Annotated in this window: 18 protein-coding genes, 6 tRNA genes and 1 rRNA gene; 19 read left to right on the top strand and 6 right to left on the bottom strand. The window is 45.2% G+C overall.

All coding sequences use genetic code 11. The features are described from left to right. The 15 genes from rrf to ASG85_RS17095 form a co-directional block, all read left to right on the top strand. Positions 1 to 93, top strand: a 5S ribosomal RNA gene (gene rrf / locus ASG85_RS17025); the annotation flags it as partial. A 50-nt stretch (positions 94 to 143) separates the two neighbouring features. Next, positions 144 to 220, top strand: a tRNA-Met gene (locus ASG85_RS17030). A 7-nt stretch (positions 221 to 227) separates the two neighbouring features. Then, positions 228 to 300: transfer RNA gene (locus tag ASG85_RS17035), tRNA-Lys, on the top strand. Between the two features lie 20 nt (positions 301 to 320). Further along, positions 321 to 400: transfer RNA gene (locus ASG85_RS17040), tRNA-Leu, on the top strand. 39 nt (positions 401 to 439) lie between these two features. Beyond that, a tRNA-Gly gene (locus ASG85_RS17045) sits at positions 440 to 514 on the top strand. 9 nt (positions 515 to 523) lie between these two features. Beyond that, positions 524 to 600 (top strand) — tRNA-Arg (locus tag ASG85_RS17050). A gap of 26 nt (positions 601 to 626) precedes the next feature. Continuing rightward, positions 627 to 700 (top strand) — tRNA-Pro (locus ASG85_RS17055). A gap of 242 nt (positions 701 to 942) precedes the next feature. Then, positions 943 to 1278 carry a hypothetical protein gene (locus tag ASG85_RS17060; RefSeq protein ID WP_060647141.1) on the top strand — a complete coding sequence of 112 codons (336 nt, stop codon included), beginning with the start codon at positions 943 to 945 and terminating at the stop codon, positions 1276 to 1278. Between the two features lie 333 nt (positions 1279 to 1611). Next, a complete protein-coding gene (locus tag ASG85_RS17065) occupies positions 1612 to 2688 on the top strand; it encodes a hypothetical protein (protein ID WP_060647143.1) in 1077 nt (358 codons plus the stop codon). A 272-nt stretch (positions 2689 to 2960) separates the two neighbouring features. Next, the gene (locus ASG85_RS17070; RefSeq protein ID WP_060647146.1) at positions 2961 to 3998 is read left to right on the top strand and encodes an HD-GYP domain-containing protein; all 1038 of its coding nucleotides are present in this window, start codon (positions 2961 to 2963) and stop codon (positions 3996 to 3998) included. Positions 3999 to 4047: 49 nt separating this feature from the next. Then, positions 4048 to 4938, top strand: a complete 891-nt coding sequence (locus ASG85_RS17075) for a diguanylate cyclase (RefSeq protein ID WP_162251225.1) — start codon at positions 4048 to 4050, stop codon at positions 4936 to 4938. Between the two features lie 27 nt (positions 4939 to 4965). Beyond that, the gene (locus tag ASG85_RS17080; RefSeq protein WP_063860313.1) at positions 4966 to 6759 is read left to right on the top strand and encodes an ATP-binding protein; all 1794 of its coding nucleotides are present in this window, start codon (positions 4966 to 4968) and stop codon (positions 6757 to 6759) included. Positions 6760 to 6764: 5 nt separating this feature from the next. Continuing rightward, positions 6765 to 8423 carry a thiamine pyrophosphate-binding protein gene (locus ASG85_RS17085; RefSeq protein ID WP_060647148.1) on the top strand — a complete coding sequence of 553 codons (1659 nt, stop codon included), beginning with the start codon at positions 6765 to 6767 and terminating at the stop codon, positions 8421 to 8423. A 151-nt stretch (positions 8424 to 8574) separates the two neighbouring features. Next, entirely contained in the window at positions 8575 to 9453 is an 879-nt protein-coding gene (locus ASG85_RS17090) for an aldo/keto reductase (protein WP_060647150.1), read from the top strand. 146 nt (positions 9454 to 9599) lie between these two features. Further along, entirely contained in the window at positions 9600 to 11603 is a 2004-nt protein-coding gene (locus ASG85_RS17095; RefSeq protein WP_060647151.1) for a transglycosylase domain-containing protein, read from the top strand. A 105-nt stretch (positions 11604 to 11708) separates the two neighbouring features. Here ASG85_RS17095 and ASG85_RS17100 read toward each other — a convergent pair whose 3' ends face one another. Continuing rightward, on the bottom strand, positions 11709 to 12674 hold the full coding sequence (locus ASG85_RS17100) for a hypothetical protein (protein WP_057303322.1): 966 nt from the start codon (positions 12672 to 12674) through the stop codon (positions 11709 to 11711). A 221-nt stretch (positions 12675 to 12895) separates the two neighbouring features. Between ASG85_RS17100 and ASG85_RS17105 the strand changes: the two genes are divergently transcribed. Then, positions 12896 to 13375 carry a hypothetical protein gene (locus tag ASG85_RS17105; protein WP_162257269.1) on the top strand — a complete coding sequence of 160 codons (480 nt, stop codon included), beginning with the start codon at positions 12896 to 12898 and terminating at the stop codon, positions 13373 to 13375. 34 nt (positions 13376 to 13409) lie between these two features. Here the strand turns inward: ASG85_RS17105 and hprK are convergent, their stop codons facing one another. Further along, positions 13410 to 14324: an HPr(Ser) kinase/phosphatase gene (gene hprK, locus ASG85_RS17110; RefSeq protein WP_060647154.1), complete on the bottom strand. Its 915-nt coding sequence runs from the start codon at positions 14322 to 14324 to the stop codon at positions 13410 to 13412. A gap of 189 nt (positions 14325 to 14513) precedes the next feature. Here hprK and ASG85_RS17115 point away from each other — a divergent pair, with 189 nt between their 5' ends. Then, a complete protein-coding gene (locus ASG85_RS17115) occupies positions 14514 to 14780 on the top strand; it encodes a zinc ribbon domain-containing protein (RefSeq protein WP_063860312.1) in 267 nt (88 codons plus the stop codon). A gap of 100 nt (positions 14781 to 14880) precedes the next feature. On the opposite strand, the gene ASG85_RS37930 is transcribed toward ASG85_RS17115, so the two are convergent. Continuing rightward, complete coding sequence (locus ASG85_RS37930) at positions 14881 to 15051, bottom strand: hypothetical protein (protein ID WP_156389969.1); 171 nt, start codon at positions 15049 to 15051, stop codon at positions 14881 to 14883. A 62-nt stretch (positions 15052 to 15113) separates the two neighbouring features. Between ASG85_RS37930 and ASG85_RS37935 the strand changes: the two genes are divergently transcribed. Continuing rightward, positions 15114 to 15263 (top strand): hypothetical protein, encoded by a 150-nt coding sequence (locus tag ASG85_RS37935; protein ID WP_156389970.1) that lies wholly within the window; start codon positions 15114 to 15116, stop codon positions 15261 to 15263. A gap of 619 nt (positions 15264 to 15882) precedes the next feature. Next, positions 15883 to 16017, top strand: a complete 135-nt coding sequence (locus tag ASG85_RS39600; protein WP_268796124.1) for a hypothetical protein — start codon at positions 15883 to 15885, stop codon at positions 16015 to 16017. A 210-nt stretch (positions 16018 to 16227) separates the two neighbouring features. On the opposite strand, the gene ASG85_RS17120 is transcribed toward ASG85_RS39600, so the two are convergent. The 3 genes from ASG85_RS17120 to ASG85_RS17130 all read right to left on the bottom strand — a co-directional run bounded on the left by ASG85_RS17120 (position 16228) and on the right by ASG85_RS17130 (position 19675). After that, positions 16228 to 17340: a DUF4129 domain-containing protein gene (locus ASG85_RS17120; protein WP_060647156.1), complete on the bottom strand. Its 1113-nt coding sequence runs from the start codon at positions 17338 to 17340 to the stop codon at positions 16228 to 16230. A 223-nt stretch (positions 17341 to 17563) separates the two neighbouring features. After that, entirely contained in the window at positions 17564 to 18715 is a 1152-nt protein-coding gene (locus tag ASG85_RS17125; RefSeq protein WP_060647158.1) for a DUF58 domain-containing protein, read from the bottom strand. Between the two features lie 3 nt (positions 18716 to 18718). Further along, positions 18719 to 19675: an AAA family ATPase gene (locus ASG85_RS17130; protein WP_060647160.1), complete on the bottom strand. Its 957-nt coding sequence runs from the start codon at positions 19673 to 19675 to the stop codon at positions 18719 to 18721. Positions 19676 to 20206: the final 531 nt, after the last annotated feature.

A 20206-nucleotide genomic window follows, 5' to 3' on the forward strand; every position in this document is an offset into this window, starting at 1 on the left:
CCACGCGTTCCCATCTCGAACACGACCGTTAAGCCCTCCAGCGTCGATGGTACTTGAACCGCAGGGTTCTGGGAGAGTAGAACGTTGCCAAGCAGTACCCGCAAGGGTATTAGTAACAATGTAGGGATCACATCTAACTATGACGCGGGGTGGAGCAGCCCGGTAGCTCGTCGGGCTCATAACCCGAAGGCCGCAGGTTCAAATCCTGCCCCCGCAACCAATGATGCGAGTCATTAGCTCAGTTGGTAGAGCACCTGACTTTTAATCAGGGTGTCGTAGGTTCGAATCCTACATGACTCACTTTGCCTTATTTACAGCATGCGCGTATGGCGGAATTGGCAGACGCACTAGACTTAGGATCTAGCGGGTGACCGTGGGGGTTCAAGTCCCTCTACGCGCATCAAATCCTCAGCAGTATTTATACTCCTGAGGTACCCATGCGGAAGTGGCTCAGCGGTAGAGCATCGCCTTGCCAAGGCGAGGGTCGCGGGTTCGATCCCCGTCTTCCGCTCCATTTTATTAAGCGCCCTTAGCTCAGCTGGATAGAGTATTTGACTACGAATCAAAAGGTCGGGAGTTCGAATCTCTCAGGGCGCGCCATTTTTTTTAGAAATACATATTACTTTCGGGACGTAGCTCAGCTTGGTAGAGCACCTGCTTTGGGAGCAGGGGGTCGCATGTTCAAATCGTGTCGTCCCGATCATAGTAAAGCATAATCTAGTAGTGAATTCACTGCTAGATTATGCTTTTTTTTGTATTAAACGATAACGGTTAATTGCATTGTTGAAGGTTAGTGGCGTTAAGGAAGCGAAGCAGACATTAACCTCTTTCCCAGTTGTGCGTTAACTGAGAAAGAGGTTATTTTTACCTATAAAATAGAGGAAAATGTCATATCATGTCGAATAAAATATGAACAGATTATTGGTCTAAGGGGAGAGTTTGATGAAAGTAAGTCATTCAAAATGGATTGCGGCTTTGATCGTTATAATCATATTGTTGGTAACGTTATCTCATCTTGATAAGGTTTCTGCAGCGGTTTTGCCGGGTAGCTCAGGTGTTTCAGTTGCTTCTATTGAAGTCACCGTGAAAAATACTGAGTCACAACCAATTAGCTCAGCTAAGGTCTTTGTTACCTCAGAGAGCTTACCGTTTCCATTACGAATTCAGTTAGACGGAGTCGGTCATGGTAAAAACAAGAAAATTTACCAGTTGCAAATTATAGCATCTATATCTCAGCTCCTGGATATTTCAATGATACATATATCGGCGGTCAAGTGAGTGGTAACTATTCGCATAATGTGACGTTAGAACATAGAGGCGGTTATACCGCTTTTGAGAGTTTTAACTTTAAAGACAATCTTGAATACTCTTCATTAACTGAAATTCAAGGAACGGTAACATGGAATACGTATGGAACGGTTCCAGCCAATAGCCAAATAAATATAAAATTTTTAGACAGCTATAATTCGGTAGTTGGTAACGTGTATTCAAATATTAGTACGACGCTTAATCAATTTACTTTGCCAACGGCAATACCCATTCCAGCGGGAGCGACAAGAATAGGCTTGGAGTTTCAAAGATACCAATTGGGCCGGTGGAGTTATTGATGGAGTGCTGAATTGGACTGGTTCTACGAATGAATCTCAAGTTACAGGGTACCGTGTATACTATCGTACAAAGAATGCATTAAATGTCTACCATCATTTGGGTATTGTCGGAAAAAGGGCAGATAAAGCTTATCAGTTTACTCTGCCGACGCTGCCATTAGATGTCGTAGAAATCGGGGTAGTAGTAAATAACAGCAATGGAGAAGAACCTGGAAGTTGGCCCATTGTCTTCATGTATGACAATCGTTTATCGGATCCCTTAACATATGTCTCTACAACATCGAATTTACCTGTGCCGAGTAATTTCGAAGGGCAACTGTATTACCCGCAAGCGGGGAAAATAGCTGGTTGGCTAAGATGGGAAGTATCGTCAGATCGTAATATTCTCCTTCAACTAGCTGGTCAAACGATTTATTTTACCGATGCAAATGGAACGAAATTACAGTTGATCGGTTCTGCCTTGGAACCTCCTATCATAGATAACCATATGAATTACAACGGTTTAAATATTAACGAGCCTATCATAATCCCGAATGGCGCAACGCAGATTGCAATATACTCTGTACTAGAAAGTGGTAAAGAGAATGACATACCTGCCTATTATCCGCTTCCCCCAACGATTCAATTCACAGATTGGGACGAGCACTATCGAAGTATCCGTGGACATATCACATGGAATCAGGACAACAATGAGTCGAACATTAAGGCATACTATGCTTATTTTACAGGGTATAATGTGAGTCCTGTTGAAATAAGTCATGTAGCCAAAGGAGCACCATGGAGGCTTTCCATTCCGACGCCTATCATGATTCCTCAAGGAGCAAATTTTATATCCATCTATACAATGGACTATAATAATCACTTGTCACTTTATGGCTCACCGGTCTATATTCAAGACAACTATTCTTCTTATCAGGTACAATATGCGCTTAAGCAAAGATACTTTACGGGAATTACAGCAATCGACATCAAGCAGATTCTATTAACTCTCAACAATCCGTCCAACCCTTTCTCCCAAATTAGTAAAGAGGACATACAGGTCTTGTTATCACTCATTAAGCCGATTATGTCAGCTAACTAGAACTTTATGACTATTTAAGGTCAGTCTATTTCATTAGAAATATGCTGGCCTTTTTCCTTTTGTTTCGGGATTTACGCAAGGTATCTGACAGCAATCGAGATAATAATCCAAGAAATTAACAAAAAGTGAGTAATTATATCAACAAATGAGTAAAAAAATATTAAAATAATGGAAATTTTTATTTATAATAGAGGAGAATCTCCTTATTAAGAAGAACTAGTACTAATTAAATAGTTGGGGAAGTTTATTTGAGAAGAATAAGAGGTACATCTATGCAGAATTCATTGTTTTTTAAAAATGTGATAAATTCTGATTCCATCTTCGAATCGATCGGACAATTGAGTGATATCGCCAAGAAAACAATTGGCTGCGAACATATCTCTCTCTTTCTTATAGACGAGAAACATCAGAGCACCCCAGCATCTTATTCGGTTAATATTAGTACGGCAGTCATGGACCAGTTACAGCAAATAGTGCTGCAAACACAGTTTTTTTTCAGAAATCCCGATGGTATACGTTTATCTGTACATAATGCAGATAGTCATTTGAAAAATTATCTTATCATGAGTAAATACGAGTGCATATACGGTTTTCATATAAAGCATGGTCCTTCTTACGGAGCTTTATTATTCTCATTTCCTACAGATATTCAACTTACGGAGGATCAATTGCATCTGTGCAACCTCATTAAACTGCATATGGAGCAATTGATTAAAAAGATTCAATTCCGGAGACAAGTACTGAAACAGAAAGCCTACGAGAATCTTTTTAATACGTTGAGGGTTAAAGATAGCTTCACGGTCGATCACTGTTACAATGTCGCTTTCTACTCTACTTTGCTTGGAGCGAAAGCGAGGGTAAGTGAGGCCGAACTGGAACGATTGAAGTTAGGGGCTCTTTTGCATGACATTGGTAAAATAGCAATTCCCGATCATATTCTGATGAAACCTGGGCGGTTATCAGATGAAGAATTTAACGTTATTCGCCAGCATCCTGTAATTGGCTATGAGCTGCTAAAGGATTTGCCGGATGTTGAGCATCTTCTGCCTATTGTAAAATGGCATCATGAACGCATGGATGGGAGAGGATATCCAGACAATCTGCAGGGTGAAGAGATTCCCTTGCTTGTCCGCATTGTAAGTATTGCAGATGCATTTGATGCGATGACTTCTACGAGAGTATACCGAGATTCGCTGCACGTGCATGAAGTCAGGGAACAACTTCTTATTCACGCAGGCAAGCAGTTTGATGAGGAATTGGTACGAATTTTCTTAAGTATCATCGATGAGCAGATGCAGATGAATGGATAATAACTTATCAACATGCAATTATTTTAGGAATGAAAGCTGGGATAGATTAATGAAATGTCGCATTCTTATCGTCGATGACGAACCCCATAATTTAAATATACTGCGTATATTTTTAAATTCGTTACACTATGAAATCATCACGGTTGAGGATGGCAAAGAGGCTTTCTCTATGGTCAAAGAGATTGCACCTGATCTTATTTTACTTGATGTGATGATGCCTGAAGTGACTGGATTTGAAATATGCAAACAATTAACAGCTGAAAGCGATTTTGATATTCCGATTATTTTCTTATCTGCAAATGCACAGAAGGAAGACATTTTACAAGGACTACGCTTAGGAGCCATTGATTATTTGACCAAGCCATTCGATCTGGATGTACTGGAACGAAAGGTTGAAATTGCCCTCCACCAAAAAGCGAAGGTTAAAAACTTGAAGAAAGACAATAAACAATTAGCCAAATTGGTGTATGTGGATGCGTTAACTGGTTTATATAATCGAGCATACTTGGATATTACCATTCGGATGATCAAAGAGGGAACCAAGAAGTTTCAAGCCGCTATGATGGTCGACATGGATTATTTTAAGGACATTAATGATAACTATGGTCATTTGGTTGGAGATCAAGTATTGAGAGAAGTAGCAACCATCATATCGTCGAAAATCTCTTGCGAGCATGATCTAGCCTTTCGGTATGGCGGGGACGAGTACTTGGTCTTACTCCAAAATGAAGCGAACTGTGTAGAGATTGCAGACAGCATTATTAAGGCTGTCGATGGTTTAAAGGTTAGCCTAGCACCGCATAAATCACAGGAATTTTCAGTGAGCATCGGGTTGACGAATAATTTCGACCCTACCTCGTTCGATCAAATCATTATGCAAGCTGATTCTGCACTTCTTGGGGCCAAGAATAATGGAAGACATCAAATAAAGATTCGATAATAAAAGGGGAATGGGTGGGGCATGGTCATGGAATTGAAAAGTTTTCAAAAGTTATTTCAAATGACGAAGGTCATTAATTCTCAGTTTGAAATGTCTGAAATCCTGCAGGTCTTCGTTGACGCGATAGCAGGAGAGATTACGCAAGCAGATCTTGTTGGTTTTTTCCTGAAACAGCCGGATGGTACTTTTCAAGGATATAAAGGCAATAAATTGCCTGTGGATATAACGGAGCTGTTAATTGATCCTAGAGAAGATGAGTTTGTTAGGGATATTTTACGCAACCAAGCTAGCGACTATATCTCGGATACGAGTATCGACCTGAGGTTGGATCAATCCAAGAGACAATTGTTAAAAATTAAATCAATCCTCGGGATTCCCGTCATTGTAGAAAATGACGTGTTTGGGCTTGTCTTCGTCCACGATTTCGGAAAACCGATGAATATTACCCAAGAGCAGATGGAAGTTACTGAAGCTTTTGTTAACATGGCCAGTGTGGCGATTCGTAATATCCGTATGTTCGAGCAAAGGCAGCTTCTGATGGAGAAGCAGCAGCTTCTTCTTGACGCGACGAAAGCTTTATCGGAGTCTTTGTCGGTCAAAGATGTTTTGAACACTTTTTTCCATTACATGCGTAAAGCCAGTGGATCTAAGGATATCGGTATTCATCTATATAATGAAAAAGAGCATACGATTGAACCTTACCAATTGTCTTCTGAGAATGTAACGGTTGACGAATGGAAGGTTAAGCATAGAGAAGTCAAGTTAACCATTGAAAATGACCGCCTGTTGTATGAAGTCATTACTCAGAAGAAATCAGCGGCAATTGAGGATGTGTACGCGGATCCGCGGCCTAATCATAAAGCATTCGTCTCTTTTGATATTCGAAGCATTATGGTTTTCCCGCTCGTGGCCAAAGGTTCCGTTTACGGTGTCGTTGCGATTCCGTCTATCGGAAAGCCAAGGAAGTATGAAGCGAGCATATTGGAATTCTGCCAATCGATTTCTGATGCTACAGCTACAGCACTTTCGAATGCTCAGCATACGGAGACATTGGATCATTCCGTCAATGAACGTTCTATAGAACTGCAGCATGCTAACTTCAAACTAGAGGGTCTAGTACGTGAACTAGAGCATCTGAATGAGTTGAAGAGCGATTTCATCGCGACACTTTCGCATGAGCTGCGTACGCCAATTACAGCGGTTAAAGGATCTGTAGACATTCTTAGCAAAGGGATTCTCGGGGGTCTCAACGATTCGCAGAAGGATTTACTAGATATAGCGTCCAAGTCGATCGAGCGTTTGCTGGATCAAGTGAATGAATTGCTGGATTTCGCTAAAATGGAAAACGGTAAATTTGAACTGGTGTATACCGAAGCTGATTTCAAAGAAATCATCAAGGAATCAGTTACTATCGTACAGTCACTGATCAATAAGAAGAAACTGATTCTGGTTGTTGAATCAGATGCAGAAACGGATACGATAGTAAGCGTCGATAAACAACGCATTCTGCAGATTCTATTGAATTTACTCTCCAATGCGATTAAGTTTACGCCTCCTATGGGTGTGATTACCATTAAAACGATATTCGAAGAAACGGTACTTACGGTTGAAGTGCATGATAGTGGCATAGGGATCCCTTATGAGAAGCAGAAAAATATTTTCACGAAATTCTACCAAGCCAATAATCAAATTAATGGGACAGGCCTAGGTCTTGCGATTTCAAAACAGCTTATCGAACTGCATGGCGGTCGAATTTGGTTTGAGAGCACGGAAGGTCAAGGTTCGGTATTCAAATTTACTTTACCTAAAGGAAGGGAGTAACCAATATGCGGGCGATTGAAGTAGGATTGAGATTTTTAGTGCAGCAAGGTGTGAGATATGTGTTCGGTATTCCAGCAGGCTCAATCAATGCAATCTATGACGCCCTTTTGGACATTCCTGAGCTTAAGCCTATTGTAGCTAAGCATGAGAACAGCTCAGGTTACATGGCAGGTGCATATACGAGAATTACTGGTCTCCCATCGATTTGCGTGGCATCTAGCGGACCGGGAGCGACGAACCTCGTGACGCCGGCTGCGAATGCTTGGAAGCAGAAGCTTCCTGTTATATTCATCACAGGCTCGGTGCCATCTGGAAAAATGGGCAAGGGCGGCGCGCAAGAGCTGTATGCAGAGCCGATCTTTGCATCGATTACGAAGATGAGCCGAACGGTTCTAGACCCTAATCAACTGCCGGAGATTCTGGCAGAGGCCTATCACACAGCGATTAGCGGCGTGCCAGGTCCTGTGCATTTGGCAATTCCCATTGATATTCAAATGACGGATATTGGCGATAGAGAGCTTCCGGTTTTACCTCCAGTTCAACAGCCAACGATGGATTTGGCGGCAGCTGAGGCGGCTGCTAAGCGGATCAAAGCAGCAGGTCTACGTGGAGCGATTCTGCTAGGTAATGGCGCTAAAGCATCCTCTGACAGTATCGTACAGCTGGCTGAAACACTTGAGTGGAGAGTGGCAACAACGCCACGCGGTAAAGGGGCCTTTCCCGAAAATCATCCGCTTTCCTTAGGGATATATGGCTTATCAGCGAATATCAAAGCGAGTGATTACTTGAACGGTAACGATCATGAGGTACTGCTGATCATCGGTTCAAGCTTAGGCGAGCTAGCCACAAGCAACTGGGAATCGCGATTGGTTGCGGGTAGAGAGCTCATTCACATCGATTACGATCAAAGTGAGTTAGGAAAGTGCTACGAAACCCAGTATCCTGTACATGGTGAAATCAAGCTTGTCATTGCGGAATTATTAGATCAACTTTCGGCCGATGGACAAGATAGATCATATGCAAATGAGGCATTTCAAGGGCTAGGGGAAGCAGCAGCAGCTTCTGAACAGGTCGAAGAGAAATGGAATACGTTGTCGGCGATCCGTCGTCTCAGTGCGACAGCACCGAAGAATGCTCGATTCTTCCTAGATATCGGTGAATTCATGACCTATTCGATCCAAAACTTATTGATTGAGAGCGGACAAGAATTCGATATTGATATCAATTTCGGAGGCATGGGCTCTGGAATTGGGGGTTCATTAGGAGCACAATTAGCAGAACCGACTCGACCAACAATTTGTATTACAGGCGATGGCTGTTTCTTCATGCATGGTCTCGAAGTGCTAACCGCTAAGGAATACAATCTTCCGATTCTTTTTGTTGTCATTAACAATGCCCGGCTTGGGATGGTTTATCATGGTCACATGCTGCAGTACAAAAGATGTCTGGAAGACTTCTCGCAAGAGAGAGTTAGTATTGCAGGTGTTGCCCAATCGCTTGGCTTGCGTCATGCCGAGGTTAGATCTTTGGATCAACTGCAGGGAGAGCATATTCAAGAGTGGCTTTCTCACGGAGGGCCTGTGGTTGTTGAAGTTATTGTGGATGGCAACGAAATTCCGCCAATGGGTGAACGAGTTAAGTTCTTGCAAGGGGCAACGTATTAATTGGCATACATGGACGTAGGAATAAAAAGTTTTTGGATGTTTGTATCCAAAAGCTTTTTTTTGCATCTAGTTCAGCGAAGAACTGTATTCTTGGCCAAGTAAATGATATGGTGGAGAAGAGTAAGAACAATAAGGAAGGGGCACTTCATTCATGTTGAAACGAACAATAGGTCGTTTGAATTACGAAAGCTCAGTCGTTATGTTTGGTGCAGCAAGTCTCGGGAATGTGACGCAAGAGGAAGCGGATGCATCCATCTCTTTTGCCTTGCAGCATGGGGTTAACCATTTTGATACCGCTGCCAGTTATGGGAATGCCGAAGTACGTATGGGTCCTATGATCAGTCAAATTCGCCAGGATATTTTCTTAGCTACGAAAACAGGGCAAAGAACGAAGAAGGAAGCGAAAGAAGAAATTTATCGCTCTTTGGAACGGATGCGGGTTGATTCTGTAGATTTACTTCAACTGCATGCGGTAGGCTCTATGGAGGAGTTAGACCGGTGCACAGAAAAAGGCGGAGCTTTGGAAGCAGCCTTGGAAGCGCAAGCGGAAGGTATTGTTAAGGAGATTGGCATAACTGGACATGGGCATGATGCTCCGAGTGTACATTTGGAAGCGTTACATCGTTTTCCTTTCGCAACCGTGCTCCTGCCGCTCAATTATTATATGTATAGTTTGCCGGAGTATCGGGAAGCTTTCGATGCACTCATGGAAGAAGCCAACAAGCAAAATGCAGCTGTCAGGGTCATCAAAGCGATTGCTAAGGCTCCATGGGGAGAGGGGGAGAAGCGCCCTTATGCGACTTGGTATGAACCTTTTGACCAGCAGCAGATGATAGATGCTTGTGTGCATTTTGTGTTATCTTTCCCTGGTGTTTGCGGATTCGCAAGCGCGGGGGACATTCATTTATTTCCTAAAATCGTCGATGCCGTGGAGCGATATGGCTCTATGAACGATGAGGAAGCGGAGCGTATCCTGGGCAGTATCAGCGGATACACCAGTATTTTCGGAGCGCCGACCTCAATCGCTTAATATTTTAAATTAGGGGCCCTTCAGTTGTTTTTATATGCTGGGGGCTTTATTCGTCGTTTAAATTGGTAAGAGTTCCTTTCCCTCGTGCGTCGCTAACTGCAGGAATCCTGCGAATATATATAAGCGTACGTAAGGAGGAAGGTAAGATGTTTAAATCATTTTGGAAGAAAAAAAGGTTTTGGCAAATTTTTAGCGTTGTTGTACTGATGGCGTGTGTGATTGTATTCGTGGCTTGTTATTCCTACATTCGTGGGCTCGATGTATCGAAGTTAAGCCAGCCGCTGCCAGAGTCAACACTTGTGCTGGATAAGAACGGTAAACCAGCTTCACAGTTATCTGCTTCAAAAATTGAGCCTGTCCAGTTCTCACAATTGCCGAAGGTACTGACAGATGCGGTTGTGTCTGTAGAAGATAGAAGATTCTATGAGCATACGGGTATTGATATGAGATCCATCTTCCGTGCAGTCGCTCGCGATGTGCTGCGAGGCAGCTATTCGGAAGGAGCCAGTACGATCACACAACAGCTGGCTCGTAATCTGTTTCTCAATGCGGACAAAACACTTGGCCGAAAGCTGAGAGAAGCTGCTTATGCGATTAAAATAGATACAACCTACAGTAAAAATGAAATTCTAGAGATGTACTTAAACAGCATTTATTTCGGGGAAGGGAGCTGGGGGGTACAGGGAGCAGCTAGAACGTATTTCAACAAAAATGTGAAGGATTTAACCTTGCCTGAGGCAGCCGTTCTTGCCGCTCTCCCTAAGGCTCCTAGTCGCTACTCACCGTTTAATGATGAAGGTCAGGCACTAGAGCGAAGGAATACTGTGCTTGTATTGATGCGTGATGAAGGTAAAATCACCGCGCAGGACTATGAGAAAGCCAAATCTTCACCGTTAGGTGTCGTTAAGTCCGATAAAGGCAACGAGTTGAAGGGACGCTATCCGGCTTACGTTGACGCGGTCATTAATGAAGCTGTTCATGAGTATGGGTTTACAGAAGAACAGCTGTTGACGGGTGGCTTGCGAATCACGACGGAACTAGATCCCTCGGTGCAGAACGCAGTTGCGGATGTTTTTAAAGACGAGAGTCTATTTCCGGAAAGCAAGCCAGATCAGCTCATTCAAAGCGGCGCTGCAATTGTAGATCAGCGAACCGGCGGGATTCGCGCCTTAGCTGGAGGACGAGGAGAAGGAGTCTTCCGTGGGTTTAGCCGTGCCACGCAGTTAAAGAGACAGCCAGGGTCATCTTTTAAGCCGATTGTTGTCTATGGACCCGCGTTGGAGAAAGGCTATATGCCATCTTCCCTCTTATTTGACGGTCCATTAAACATCGAAGGCTACCAGCCACAAGATTGGGATCACCAAACGAGAGGACAGGTGACGATGCAAGAGGCTGTTGTTTCTTCTTGGAACGTGCCAGCCGTGTGGCTGCTTCACGAGATAGGGATTGATCGTGGACTCCAATTTGCTAAGTCCCTGGGCATTACTTTACCAGCTCAGGATCGTCAGCTTGGCATCGCACTTGGCGGGCTCTCAGAAGGGGTGTCGCCGCTTCAGATGGCGCAAGCATTCAGCGCCTTCGCCGCCAAAGGTGTTCTGCATCAAGCGCATACGATCACGAAGATCGAGACGAGCAGCGGTCATTTGCTCGTTGGGGCAAGTCCGAAGGGGACTCCCGTGATGCAGCCGGAAACAGCGTATGCGATGACAACGATGCTGCAAGTGGCTGTTGCGCAGGGAACAGGCAAGAATGCAGCTATGAATCGCCCTGTTGCAGGTAAATCTGGCACAACGCAGCTGCCGCAGACGAAGGAATTCGAAGGCTTAGGCAGCGGAAGCGCTAAAGATGCGTGGTTCGTTGGTTACACACCGGAGCTAACGGCTGCGGTGTGGGTTGGTTATGATCGTACGGATAAAGCGCACTACTTAACGACATCCGGCGGAGCTGTTCCTGCTGTTTTATTTCGCGAGATGATGAGTAGGGCCTTGGCCCAAACACCTATTGTTCCTTTTGATATGCCGATTGTGGGGGCAGAGACTCAAACTGCTAAGGATTCGAACTCATCGTCCTCATCTGGAGACTCAGACCAGGACAATAAGGAAGATAAAAAAGAAAGTCAGCACGGACATGGCAAGGGGAAGAAAAAATAGATATACAGCAAAAAGCCGTCGACATTCCTTAATGGATATCGGCGGCTTTTATTGTGATGATGGGCCAGTTTTATGAGTTTAGTCATCATTGTGGCTGCTGCGATTCTACTTTTCACTCTTTTTGTGATCATCGTTTTTTCCTGAATGTTCATTGTTACCGTGTACTTTGGATTTAGTGTTGTTATTTTCTTTGTCTTTATTCTTGTCTTTATTCTTGTCTTTATCCTCATCTTCGTCATCATCTTTTTGCGCGTTCTTAACTTCGTGGGAATCCTGCTTCTTTAGCGTATTGGGCGCTTGTTCTTGTTCCCATTTCGTTTTCATATGGATATTTAGTTTACTTGCATCCAAGTTATAGTGCTCAGCAAGCAGCTGTTTTAATGCCTGCTCAGCATTTGAAGATTTGAGGTCAACGGAAGCAAGCAGCATTTTGATCCATGCAGCGGCTTGGTCCCCTTTGAGATGAATCGTACCGCTATTTTCAGGCTTCATATTCAGATCGTACAAGATGCCATTCGCACCCTTGGTTTGTGTAATATGCAGTTTAAAATGCTTCCCATCCACCTTCAGGTCTATATCCTCCAAGTTAGGATAAACTTCATTGTTCTTCTTGGAAGGGGGTTGTGTGCTGGATAAAGGTTCAATTGGCACAGTTGCTGCAGGTTGCCCGCTTGTTGCTGACGGTGCTGGTGTCGATGTTGGCTCAGGGCTCGCTGGTGTCGCAGGAACGGCCTCAGTCACGGGTGCCCCGGCACCAGTTGAGGTCGCTTTCACATAGGCAGCCTGCTGCTTGCTATTGACGATTAATTCGATCTGATCCCCAGGCTTTAAATCAGCCAGTTGGGCTTTTTGATCATTTCGGTAAACCCATACGGATTTGGCTAATGGAATTATTTGATCACCGGTATTTGTGTTTATAGTGACAGCATCCGAAGCGATGGATTTAAATGTCCCCAGGACGGAAGTCGAAATCGTTGTGTTAGGTGAAGTTGCCGCATAGGCCGTCCACCCACAAAGCATCAAAACGACTAGGGTAATAGATAATATCGTGATTGTTAATCTTTTGCGCATAAGAAGCACCTCCACTAACAGCTTTCGATTCGAAAGGTTGTTTTGGGACGGTACCCCGCATCGCCGAAAAGCCAAAAACAGAGCTGACCGAGCCTAAACCATGCATAAGATGGACGCAATCAGGCAATGGTAAAATCAACTAAACGGCAGGGGAGGTTGTCAACATACTCAATAAATTGCTGCTTTGGTCAGGATTTGTGCTGCCCTGGTTATCTTTATTTTTGATGAAGAAGAAAAGTATTTATAGGTATATGCCTGTCTGTATTTTCTCGGCTCTTTTGGTCACGATCGTGTATGAGATTGGCTATACATATAAGTTGTGGATATTAAAAGATGCCATCGTTCCATGGGGCTATGTGACAAATACAGCCTTTGCCTATGGGATTTTTCTTGTCGGAACTTTGTGGGTTTTTCACTTTACATTTGGGCGGTTTTGGTTATATGTCGTTGCTAATCTGTTGTTGGATGCCTTTTATGCCTTTGTGTTTCATCGGATTGAGGAAAAGCTAGGCATAGCGGATCTTGTCAGTGTGAAGCACTATCACATCTTACTCATCATGGTGGGGCTTTCATTAATCCTGTATCCGTATCAGCTGTGGCAAGAGAGGGGCTGGAAAAGTATGGATCACGGTGACCGCGATGATATCACGGTAAGGATCAGTACCCCGACTTGGTTAACGAAAAGAGAAAAAGCTAAATAAGTAAGCCGCCTCATCCTAGGATGGGCGGCTTCTTTTAATCGGTGTCATTTTGCAGACGCTGCATGAATTCCTCAGCAGCGCGGTACCCTTGCTGACGCAAATACCAGTTGTTGGCTGCGGCTTCAACGAGTCCGGCAACATCTCGTCCAGGCTGTAGTTGGATTTCGATATGTGGAATTTTAATATCCATATACTCGGTGAAACAGGGTTCAAGCTCCAAATCGTTGTTGAGCGCGTGCTCCTGCCACTTCGTAAGCTCAATATCGAGTACGATTCGTGTTTCGTCTTGGAAAGCTTTGCGGCCGTAAAGCCGCGAGACGTTAATCAGTCCGATGCTGCGCAGCGCCAAGAATTCCTTCGTCTTCCCATTATGGGTACCGAGCAGGGTCTCGGGGCTAATCTTCTTCAGTACGACAATATCATCGGCTACGAGGCGATGTCCTCTGCGAATTAAGGTGTGGGCGGTTTCACTCTTGCCAACCCCAGACTTACCGCGAAGCAGAATGCCAATCCCCGAGACATTGACGCAAACACCGTGAATGGCAATCTCCTGAGCGAGCGATTTGCTCAAATACAAATCAACTAAGTCCTGAAACTTACTCGTGGGGGAAGCCGTACGGAGGAGCGGGATTCTCTCTTCTTCGCAATATTTGGTTAAATATTTCAAGCCTTCTTGGTTTCTCGTCACGACGAAACAAGGCGGGTGATATTTGACAATATTACCGATATGAAGATTTCTTTCGTTCTCGCTGAGACTGTGCAAATAGGTAATTTCTTTCCTGCCTAACAGCTGAACGTGCGCTTGCGGGAAGTATTCAAAATAGCCGACAAATTCAAGTCCAGGGCGATGTGCCTTTGTTTTGGTAATCGGACGGTGCAGTTCCGAATGTCCGGCAAGTATTTCGAGCGAGAAACGCTCAACCAAATCTTTCACTGTGACGGGCTTCACAACAGTCCTCCTTAACGTTTTACTTTTACTATTCTAATTGATATTGACAATCTATCTCTAGTAGATTCGCTTGCGAGTAGCTACTATCCTGCTATGAAAGCGCTTGAATAGATAATAGTCAGCTTTTCGTTACAATTGAATGCTTTGTTGGTATGATAATAGGAGAAGCTTTTAGGAGGAGTAAAAAAATTGGACACTTATAAAAACTGTCAAAGCTGCGGGATGCCGCTCGCTCGTGATGAGCAAGGCGGAGGAACAGAGAAGTCTGGCAGGAAGAGCAAGGTATACTGCAGTCATTGCTACCAAAACGGTGAATTCACTTTGCCTGATTTAACCGTAGAGCAGATGAAGGATCGGGTGAAGCAGAAGCTGGTTGAGTTTGGTTTTCCGCGGTTTCTTACAGGCCTTTTTACTCGAAATATCCCTAAGCTAAAAAGATGGTCACCAAACAAGTAATTGAGTTTGACTGCCATGACGACAAAAAAGGCTCTATGCAAAGGATTGCACAGAGCGAATGCCAACAGTGACTTTCGTATGTTATGTAAAAGAAAGCAGCTTATCTGTTGAAGCCGCATTTTTTAGCAAGTGTTGGCCATGTTGAGAGAAACATGCTTTCCCACCTGTCTTCAGGTAATACCATGATCCATTTTGCGATTTGGTCCAAGCCCATTTCACATAATGTGTGAACAACTTCTTCTTTTTCACAACCGGTTTTTAATGCTAACATCTCAAAACCACCTCAGTCGAATGTATTCAAACAATTATGTATATGCAGCCGTGTGCAAAAGTGTGACTGATTTTTTTGAATGTGAATGCTGGGATGCGGATTGGGTTGGCGAAGAAGCGGATAAATCGTCATTAGCGGTGTTAAGAAGAGAAGAGGCTGAGCAGTTGTTTGCTGCGCAGCCTCTTTGTTGTGCAGATGAGGGGTTTGGGTGAGTAATCCAGCCCCTTATTTGTGCTAGCGGGGCGGAGATTTTGTCCGGAAAATTCCGATGGTGAAAGGCAGAGCTTGTTAATCTGATACGATGTTTATCATCGTTAAGTATAGGGATTGCTCGGATTCATCACGTTAGAGATGAAAAACATGCTTACAGGAAGGGAATAGGGCGATTCCCACGAAAAAAGCGTCTGGAACGATGAATTTCATCGTTAGAGTGTTGAGATTGCTTGAATTCATCACGTTAGTGATGAAAAACATGCTTACAGGAAGGGAAAAGTGAGATTTCCCACGGAAGTAGCGTCTGGAACGATGAATTTCATCGTTAGAGTGTTGAGATTGCTTGAATTCATCACGTTAGTGATGAAAAACATGCTTACAGTAAGGGAAAAGGATGGTTTCCCACGGAAGTAACGTCTGCAACGCTGAATTTCATCTTTAGAGAGTTGAGATTGCTTGGATTCATCACGTTAGTGATGAAAAACATGCTTACAGGAAGGGAAAAAGGAGATTTCCCACGGAAGTAGCGTCTGGAACGATGAATCTCATCGTTAGAGTGATGGGATTGCTTGAATTCATCACGTTAGTGATAAAAAACATGCTTACAGGAAGGGAAAAGTGAGATTTCCAACGGAAGTAGCGTCTGGAACGATGAATTTCATCGTTAGAGAGTTGAGATTGCTCGGATTCATCACGTTAGTGATGAAAAACATGCTTACAGTAAGGGAAAAGGATGGTTTCCCACGGAAGTAGCGTCTGCAACGCTGAATTTCATCGTTAGAGAGTTGAGATTGCTCGGATTCATCACGTTAGTGATGAAAAACATGCTTACAGGAAGGGAAAAGGATGATTTCCCACGGAAGTAGCGTCTGCAACGCTGAATTTCATCGTTAGAGTGTTGAGATTGCTTGAATTCATCACGTTAGTGATGAAAAACATGTTTACAGTTATGGAATAGGGTGTTCATTTCAATTCATTGAGAATGAGAGGATCAAGAGTTTGCAGTACTTGATCAAGCTCTAAATCAGATATATCGTCATCGCTATAACGCGCTTGGTTGTAAGCTGATGTAATGGCATGAACGGCTTGGCTGGACAGCTGATATTGGTTGGATAGCTCCAATTCTGTTTCATTTGGGGTATGGGCTTTATTGTAAGTATAGCCTTCCTCAGCAGCTTGCTGGATCAAAACACGATAAAGGAAACGGATGCGCTCCCGATTGTTCGGCAAATGTGGCCATTTTGGTTCATTTGCTTTCCCCCTCGACCAACTCTTCATCGTTTGCTGCCACCACATGCGCGGTAGTTCTTTCCAAGCTAGAAGATTCTCTTTTTCATCCGTGAAGCCTTCAGTTCCTTCGCCTTTCTTGCTTCTAAATGAACGGTTCATCAAGCGTCGGATAAGCGAGACCAGAGCAGGTGTCAGCTTGGCAATGATGATATAGATGGCGCAAAGGATAAGAGCGATAACTATGAGATAGCCGAAAATGACCTGGGCATAGTGAAGCAGCATGTCAAACCAGCTTGGTTCCCTAGTGAGAGCAGGAGGTGGAAGCGGCAATGGTTGTGCTGAAGGACTTGGCTCTAGCGGCTGATCAGACGACGGCTCGGACAGCAAAAGACGCAGCAGCCAAGCGATCGAAGCACGAAGAAGAGAGCCTATTCCTTGCTGCAATTGCTGAAAGTAGGCAACAGCTGCGATACAAGCAATTAATGTAATTAACCAAATGCGGCTTGAACGCTTCACTGACTCAGATAGTGACGATGCTGCAGCGCGTTCATTGCCTGCTAACGTGGCGCTAAGGAGCTGAGAGCGATTCGTAGCTAAGAAAAAAATAACCAGCGAACAGAACCCGAATCCATTCATCCAACCTATATACGGATGGAAAAGATCCAACCGTGCCATAATGGGGACTCCTACGAAATAAACCAATCCTGCGGTAACAAATATGCTCGCAGGGAAGAGCGAGAGCCATCCATCCTTGGTGCAGCGAATTCCGCGATAAGCAAGTAATAACCCAATGGCTGCGCAGGTCCAGCCATGCCAGTTGTTGCCTTGCAGGAGGTAGGCTATCATTAAACCTGCTCCCGCACAGAGCATTAACTCGTAGAGAGTGCGAGTTAGCCATTTTATACGTCCAAAAAAGCAGCCAAACACATAACAGAGTAAGAACTGTAAGCAAGTTATCCAGAGTAAGGTCTCAGATAAATAGACCTGGATAAGAACTATAATCGGAAAGAAAATAATGAGTTCGAGTAAACCATACAAGATAGCTAGATAAAATTCTCTCACAAGAAAATTAGTTCGTTGAGAAGGCGTTTGAATAGGCGTTAACATTGGAAACACCTACCTCCTCTCCATTCAGCTCAAGAAGGCCATGCTGCAACGGGATGATAAAAACAGAATGTCCTAACGATTCAAGTCGCACAATACTTTCTTCGATCCCCTTAGACACGAAGGAAGTCAGCAGGATGATGTCCATCACGTTCCCTTCTTGTTCGATTCCATGATCCAGGAAGTCTTCGAAGGAGCGAGAGCAGGAGATGGCAAGCTTGGCCATCGTTTCAAAAAGGTGTTCCAAATTTGGCCAACCACCTTCGGGGGCGAGGTACACGGGAACTCCAGGTTGACCCTGCAGAGAGCCGTTGTAGCCAAAACCAACAGGAATACCTTGGCTCACGGCATATTCAGCAAGTGTAGCTGCGTACGAGAGAGCTTTCTCAACAAGCTCGGGATCGGTCACAGCATCCCACATCGTTTCCGTTATTTGTGTATTTACGGCCAAAAGCAGCCTAGGGTCAGCAGTGAAATCTCGATTATATACTTGGAGTTTCTGGCTGCGTGCAGTCGCCTTCCAGTGGATGCTGTTCATCGTATCTCCAAAACGATATTCCCGTGAGCCGGAAACGAGGAACGGATCCGGCATGATCCAGCGTTTGACGGTGATATCGCCTTGCCATCGGCTGGAGAGGAGCGGGATATCATCTCTGCTTACCAAGCGAGGGTAAACAAGGAGCTCCAACTGCATGCGGTGGATTGAAGAAGCAGCTTGCACACCAACCAAATCTCCCATTGAAGCGGCCACCGTTTCGAGCTTATACCAACCTCGCTTCGCACAGTGTACCCCGTGACGTCGAACTATTTTTGTATAAGGCATTAGGCTGAACAGACTGCGATGATTCTGGAAAAGAGCTCCGCTGCTCACTGCGAGATTGCTCATCTTCGCGAAGTGAAGCCCCGCGTGAATTGTTGATTCCAAGCGAAGCCAAGGAATTGGAGCCAGCTTGCGATTGACGATCGTTTCGATCATGACAATGTCGTCCCCGGCATGGCAATGCGTCGTACTGAAGGCTCGCTCAATGCGAAGCCCGCGAAACCCCCAGCGGGCAAATAGCTGATGCTGGAGGAGGAACAGAGCGACAGTGATGATGAGAATCCAGCTAATGCTCATCGGCTACCCCAGCTTTACTTCCGTAGGAACGGGGGTAGCTGCAAGGATGCTGACCAGCAGCGCATGCACCTGCTGGTCTTGTTGGCGCGATCGCGTACGCAGCAGGATGCGATGCGCCCAGACGGGCCCCACCAGCGCCTTGATGTCGTCCGGCAGCACGTAGTCGCGGCCGCGAAGCGCCGCGTACACCTGCGCCGACTTCATCAAGGCGCGAACGCCGCGCGGGCTGACGCCAAGCGCGGCATCCGCATGCGCGCGCGTCGCTTCCGCGAGCTGCACGATGTACTGCAGCAGCTCGTCGCTGACGCGCACCTGCGTGAACAAGTGCTGAGCTTCGAGCAGCTCAGCACGGCCCACAACCGGCAGCAGCTGATCGAGTGGATCATGCTGCTGGTAGCGCTTCAAGATCTGGACCTGCTCGGCTGCGGAAGGATAGCCCAGCGAGAGCTTCATCAGGAAGCGGTCGAGCTGAGCTTCCGGGAGGGGGAACGTCCCCTGATTCTCGACAGGGTTCTGCGTGGCAATGACGAGGAACGGAGCTTCGAGCATGCGCGTTTCACCGTCGATGCTCACTTGGCGTTCCTCCATGCTTTCCAGCAAGCTGGACTGCGTGCGCGGGGTCGCGCGGTTAATCTCATCGGCAAGCACGATGTGAGCGAATAAAGGACCTGGGCGGAATTCGAATTCGCCCAGCTTCTGGTTGAAGAAATTGATGCCGCTTACATCTGACGGCAGCAAGTCGGGCGTGAACTGGATGCGCTTCATTGTGCCATCGAGGGAACGGGCCAGAGCTTTAGCAAGCTGCGTTTTCCCTGTACCGGGAACATCCTCTAGCAGCACATGCCCGGAAGCAATGAGTGCAATGACCATAAGCTCGACGGTATCGTCCTTGCCAACAATGACCTTACCTACGTTTGCTTTAATAAGTGAAGCGATTCGTCCTATTTGTGCGAAATCCAATGGGTTTTCCTCCTTGTTTGTGTGAGCAGTTTTATTGTAATCCGTGTCTTGTAAGCAGTTTTACTACAATTCCTGTCCAATGAGGGAACGTCGATTCGTTATTTCTTTCGTTTAGCTGTTTTCAGGGGCTTATGCGGAACCTCGTTCCGCTATTCCTTGAAAATTGCCGAGAATTGCTCGATTTTGACAAAATAACGCATCGTAGTTCCCTTTGGGGAACGGAAACGAGCATTTTGCAAGAAATAGCGTACTCAGGTTCCCTTCATCATCGCGATGACCCAGTTCAGCGACGGCCGAGTGGAGTTTGATCGCGAAGTCCAAGTTCAGCGACGGCAGAGTGGAGTTTGTTTTGCAAAGTCCAGTCCAGCGACGGCCGAATGGAGCTTGATCGCAAAGTCCAAGTCCAGCGACGGCAGAGTGGAGTTTGTTTCCAAAGTCCAAGTYCAGCGACGGCCGAATGGAGCTTGATCGCAAAGGACCAATTCAGCTGTGGCTGAATTAATGTTTAATTCCTTAAGACTGCACCATGCT

Origin of the sequence: Paenibacillus sp. Soil724D2, assembly GCF_001427935.1 — a bacterium.
Lineage (GTDB): Bacteria > Bacillota > Bacilli > Paenibacillales > NBRC-103111 > Paenibacillus_E.

Excerpts from the sequence above, each read along its gene's own strand:
- ASG85_RS17060 (WP_060647141.1), top strand. The coding sequence starts at position 943 with ATGAAAGTAAGTCATTCAAAATGGATTGCGGCTTTGATCGTTATAATC.
- ASG85_RS17070 (WP_060647146.1), top strand. The coding sequence starts at position 2,961 with ATGCAGAATTCATTGTTTTTTAAAAATGTGATAAATTCTGATTCCATC.
- ASG85_RS17075 (WP_162251225.1), top strand. The coding sequence starts at position 4,048 with ATGAAATGTCGCATTCTTATCGTCGATGACGAACCCCATAATTTAAAT.
- ASG85_RS17080 (WP_063860313.1), top strand. The coding sequence starts at position 4,966 with ATGGAATTGAAAAGTTTTCAAAAGTTATTTCAAATGACGAAGGTCATT.
- ASG85_RS17085 (WP_060647148.1), top strand. The coding sequence starts at position 6,765 with ATGCGGGCGATTGAAGTAGGATTGAGATTTTTAGTGCAGCAAGGTGTG.
- ASG85_RS17090 (WP_060647150.1), top strand. The coding sequence starts at position 8,575 with ATGTTGAAACGAACAATAGGTCGTTTGAATTACGAAAGCTCAGTCGTT.
- ASG85_RS17095 (WP_060647151.1), top strand. The coding sequence starts at position 9,600 with ATGTTTAAATCATTTTGGAAGAAAAAAAGGTTTTGGCAAATTTTTAGC.
- ASG85_RS17100 (WP_057303322.1), bottom strand. The coding sequence starts at position 12,674 with ATGCGCAAAAGATTAACAATCACGATATTATCTATTACCCTAGTCGTT.
- ASG85_RS37930 (WP_156389969.1), bottom strand. The coding sequence starts at position 15,051 with ATGTTAGCATTAAAAACCGGTTGTGAAAAAGAAGAAGTTGTTCACACA.
- ASG85_RS17120 (WP_060647156.1), bottom strand. The coding sequence starts at position 17,340 with ATGATAGCCTACCTCCTGCAAGGCAACAACTGGCATGGCTGGACCTGC.
- ASG85_RS17125 (WP_060647158.1), bottom strand. The coding sequence starts at position 18,715 with ATGAGCATTAGCTGGATTCTCATCATCACTGTCGCTCTGTTCCTCCTC.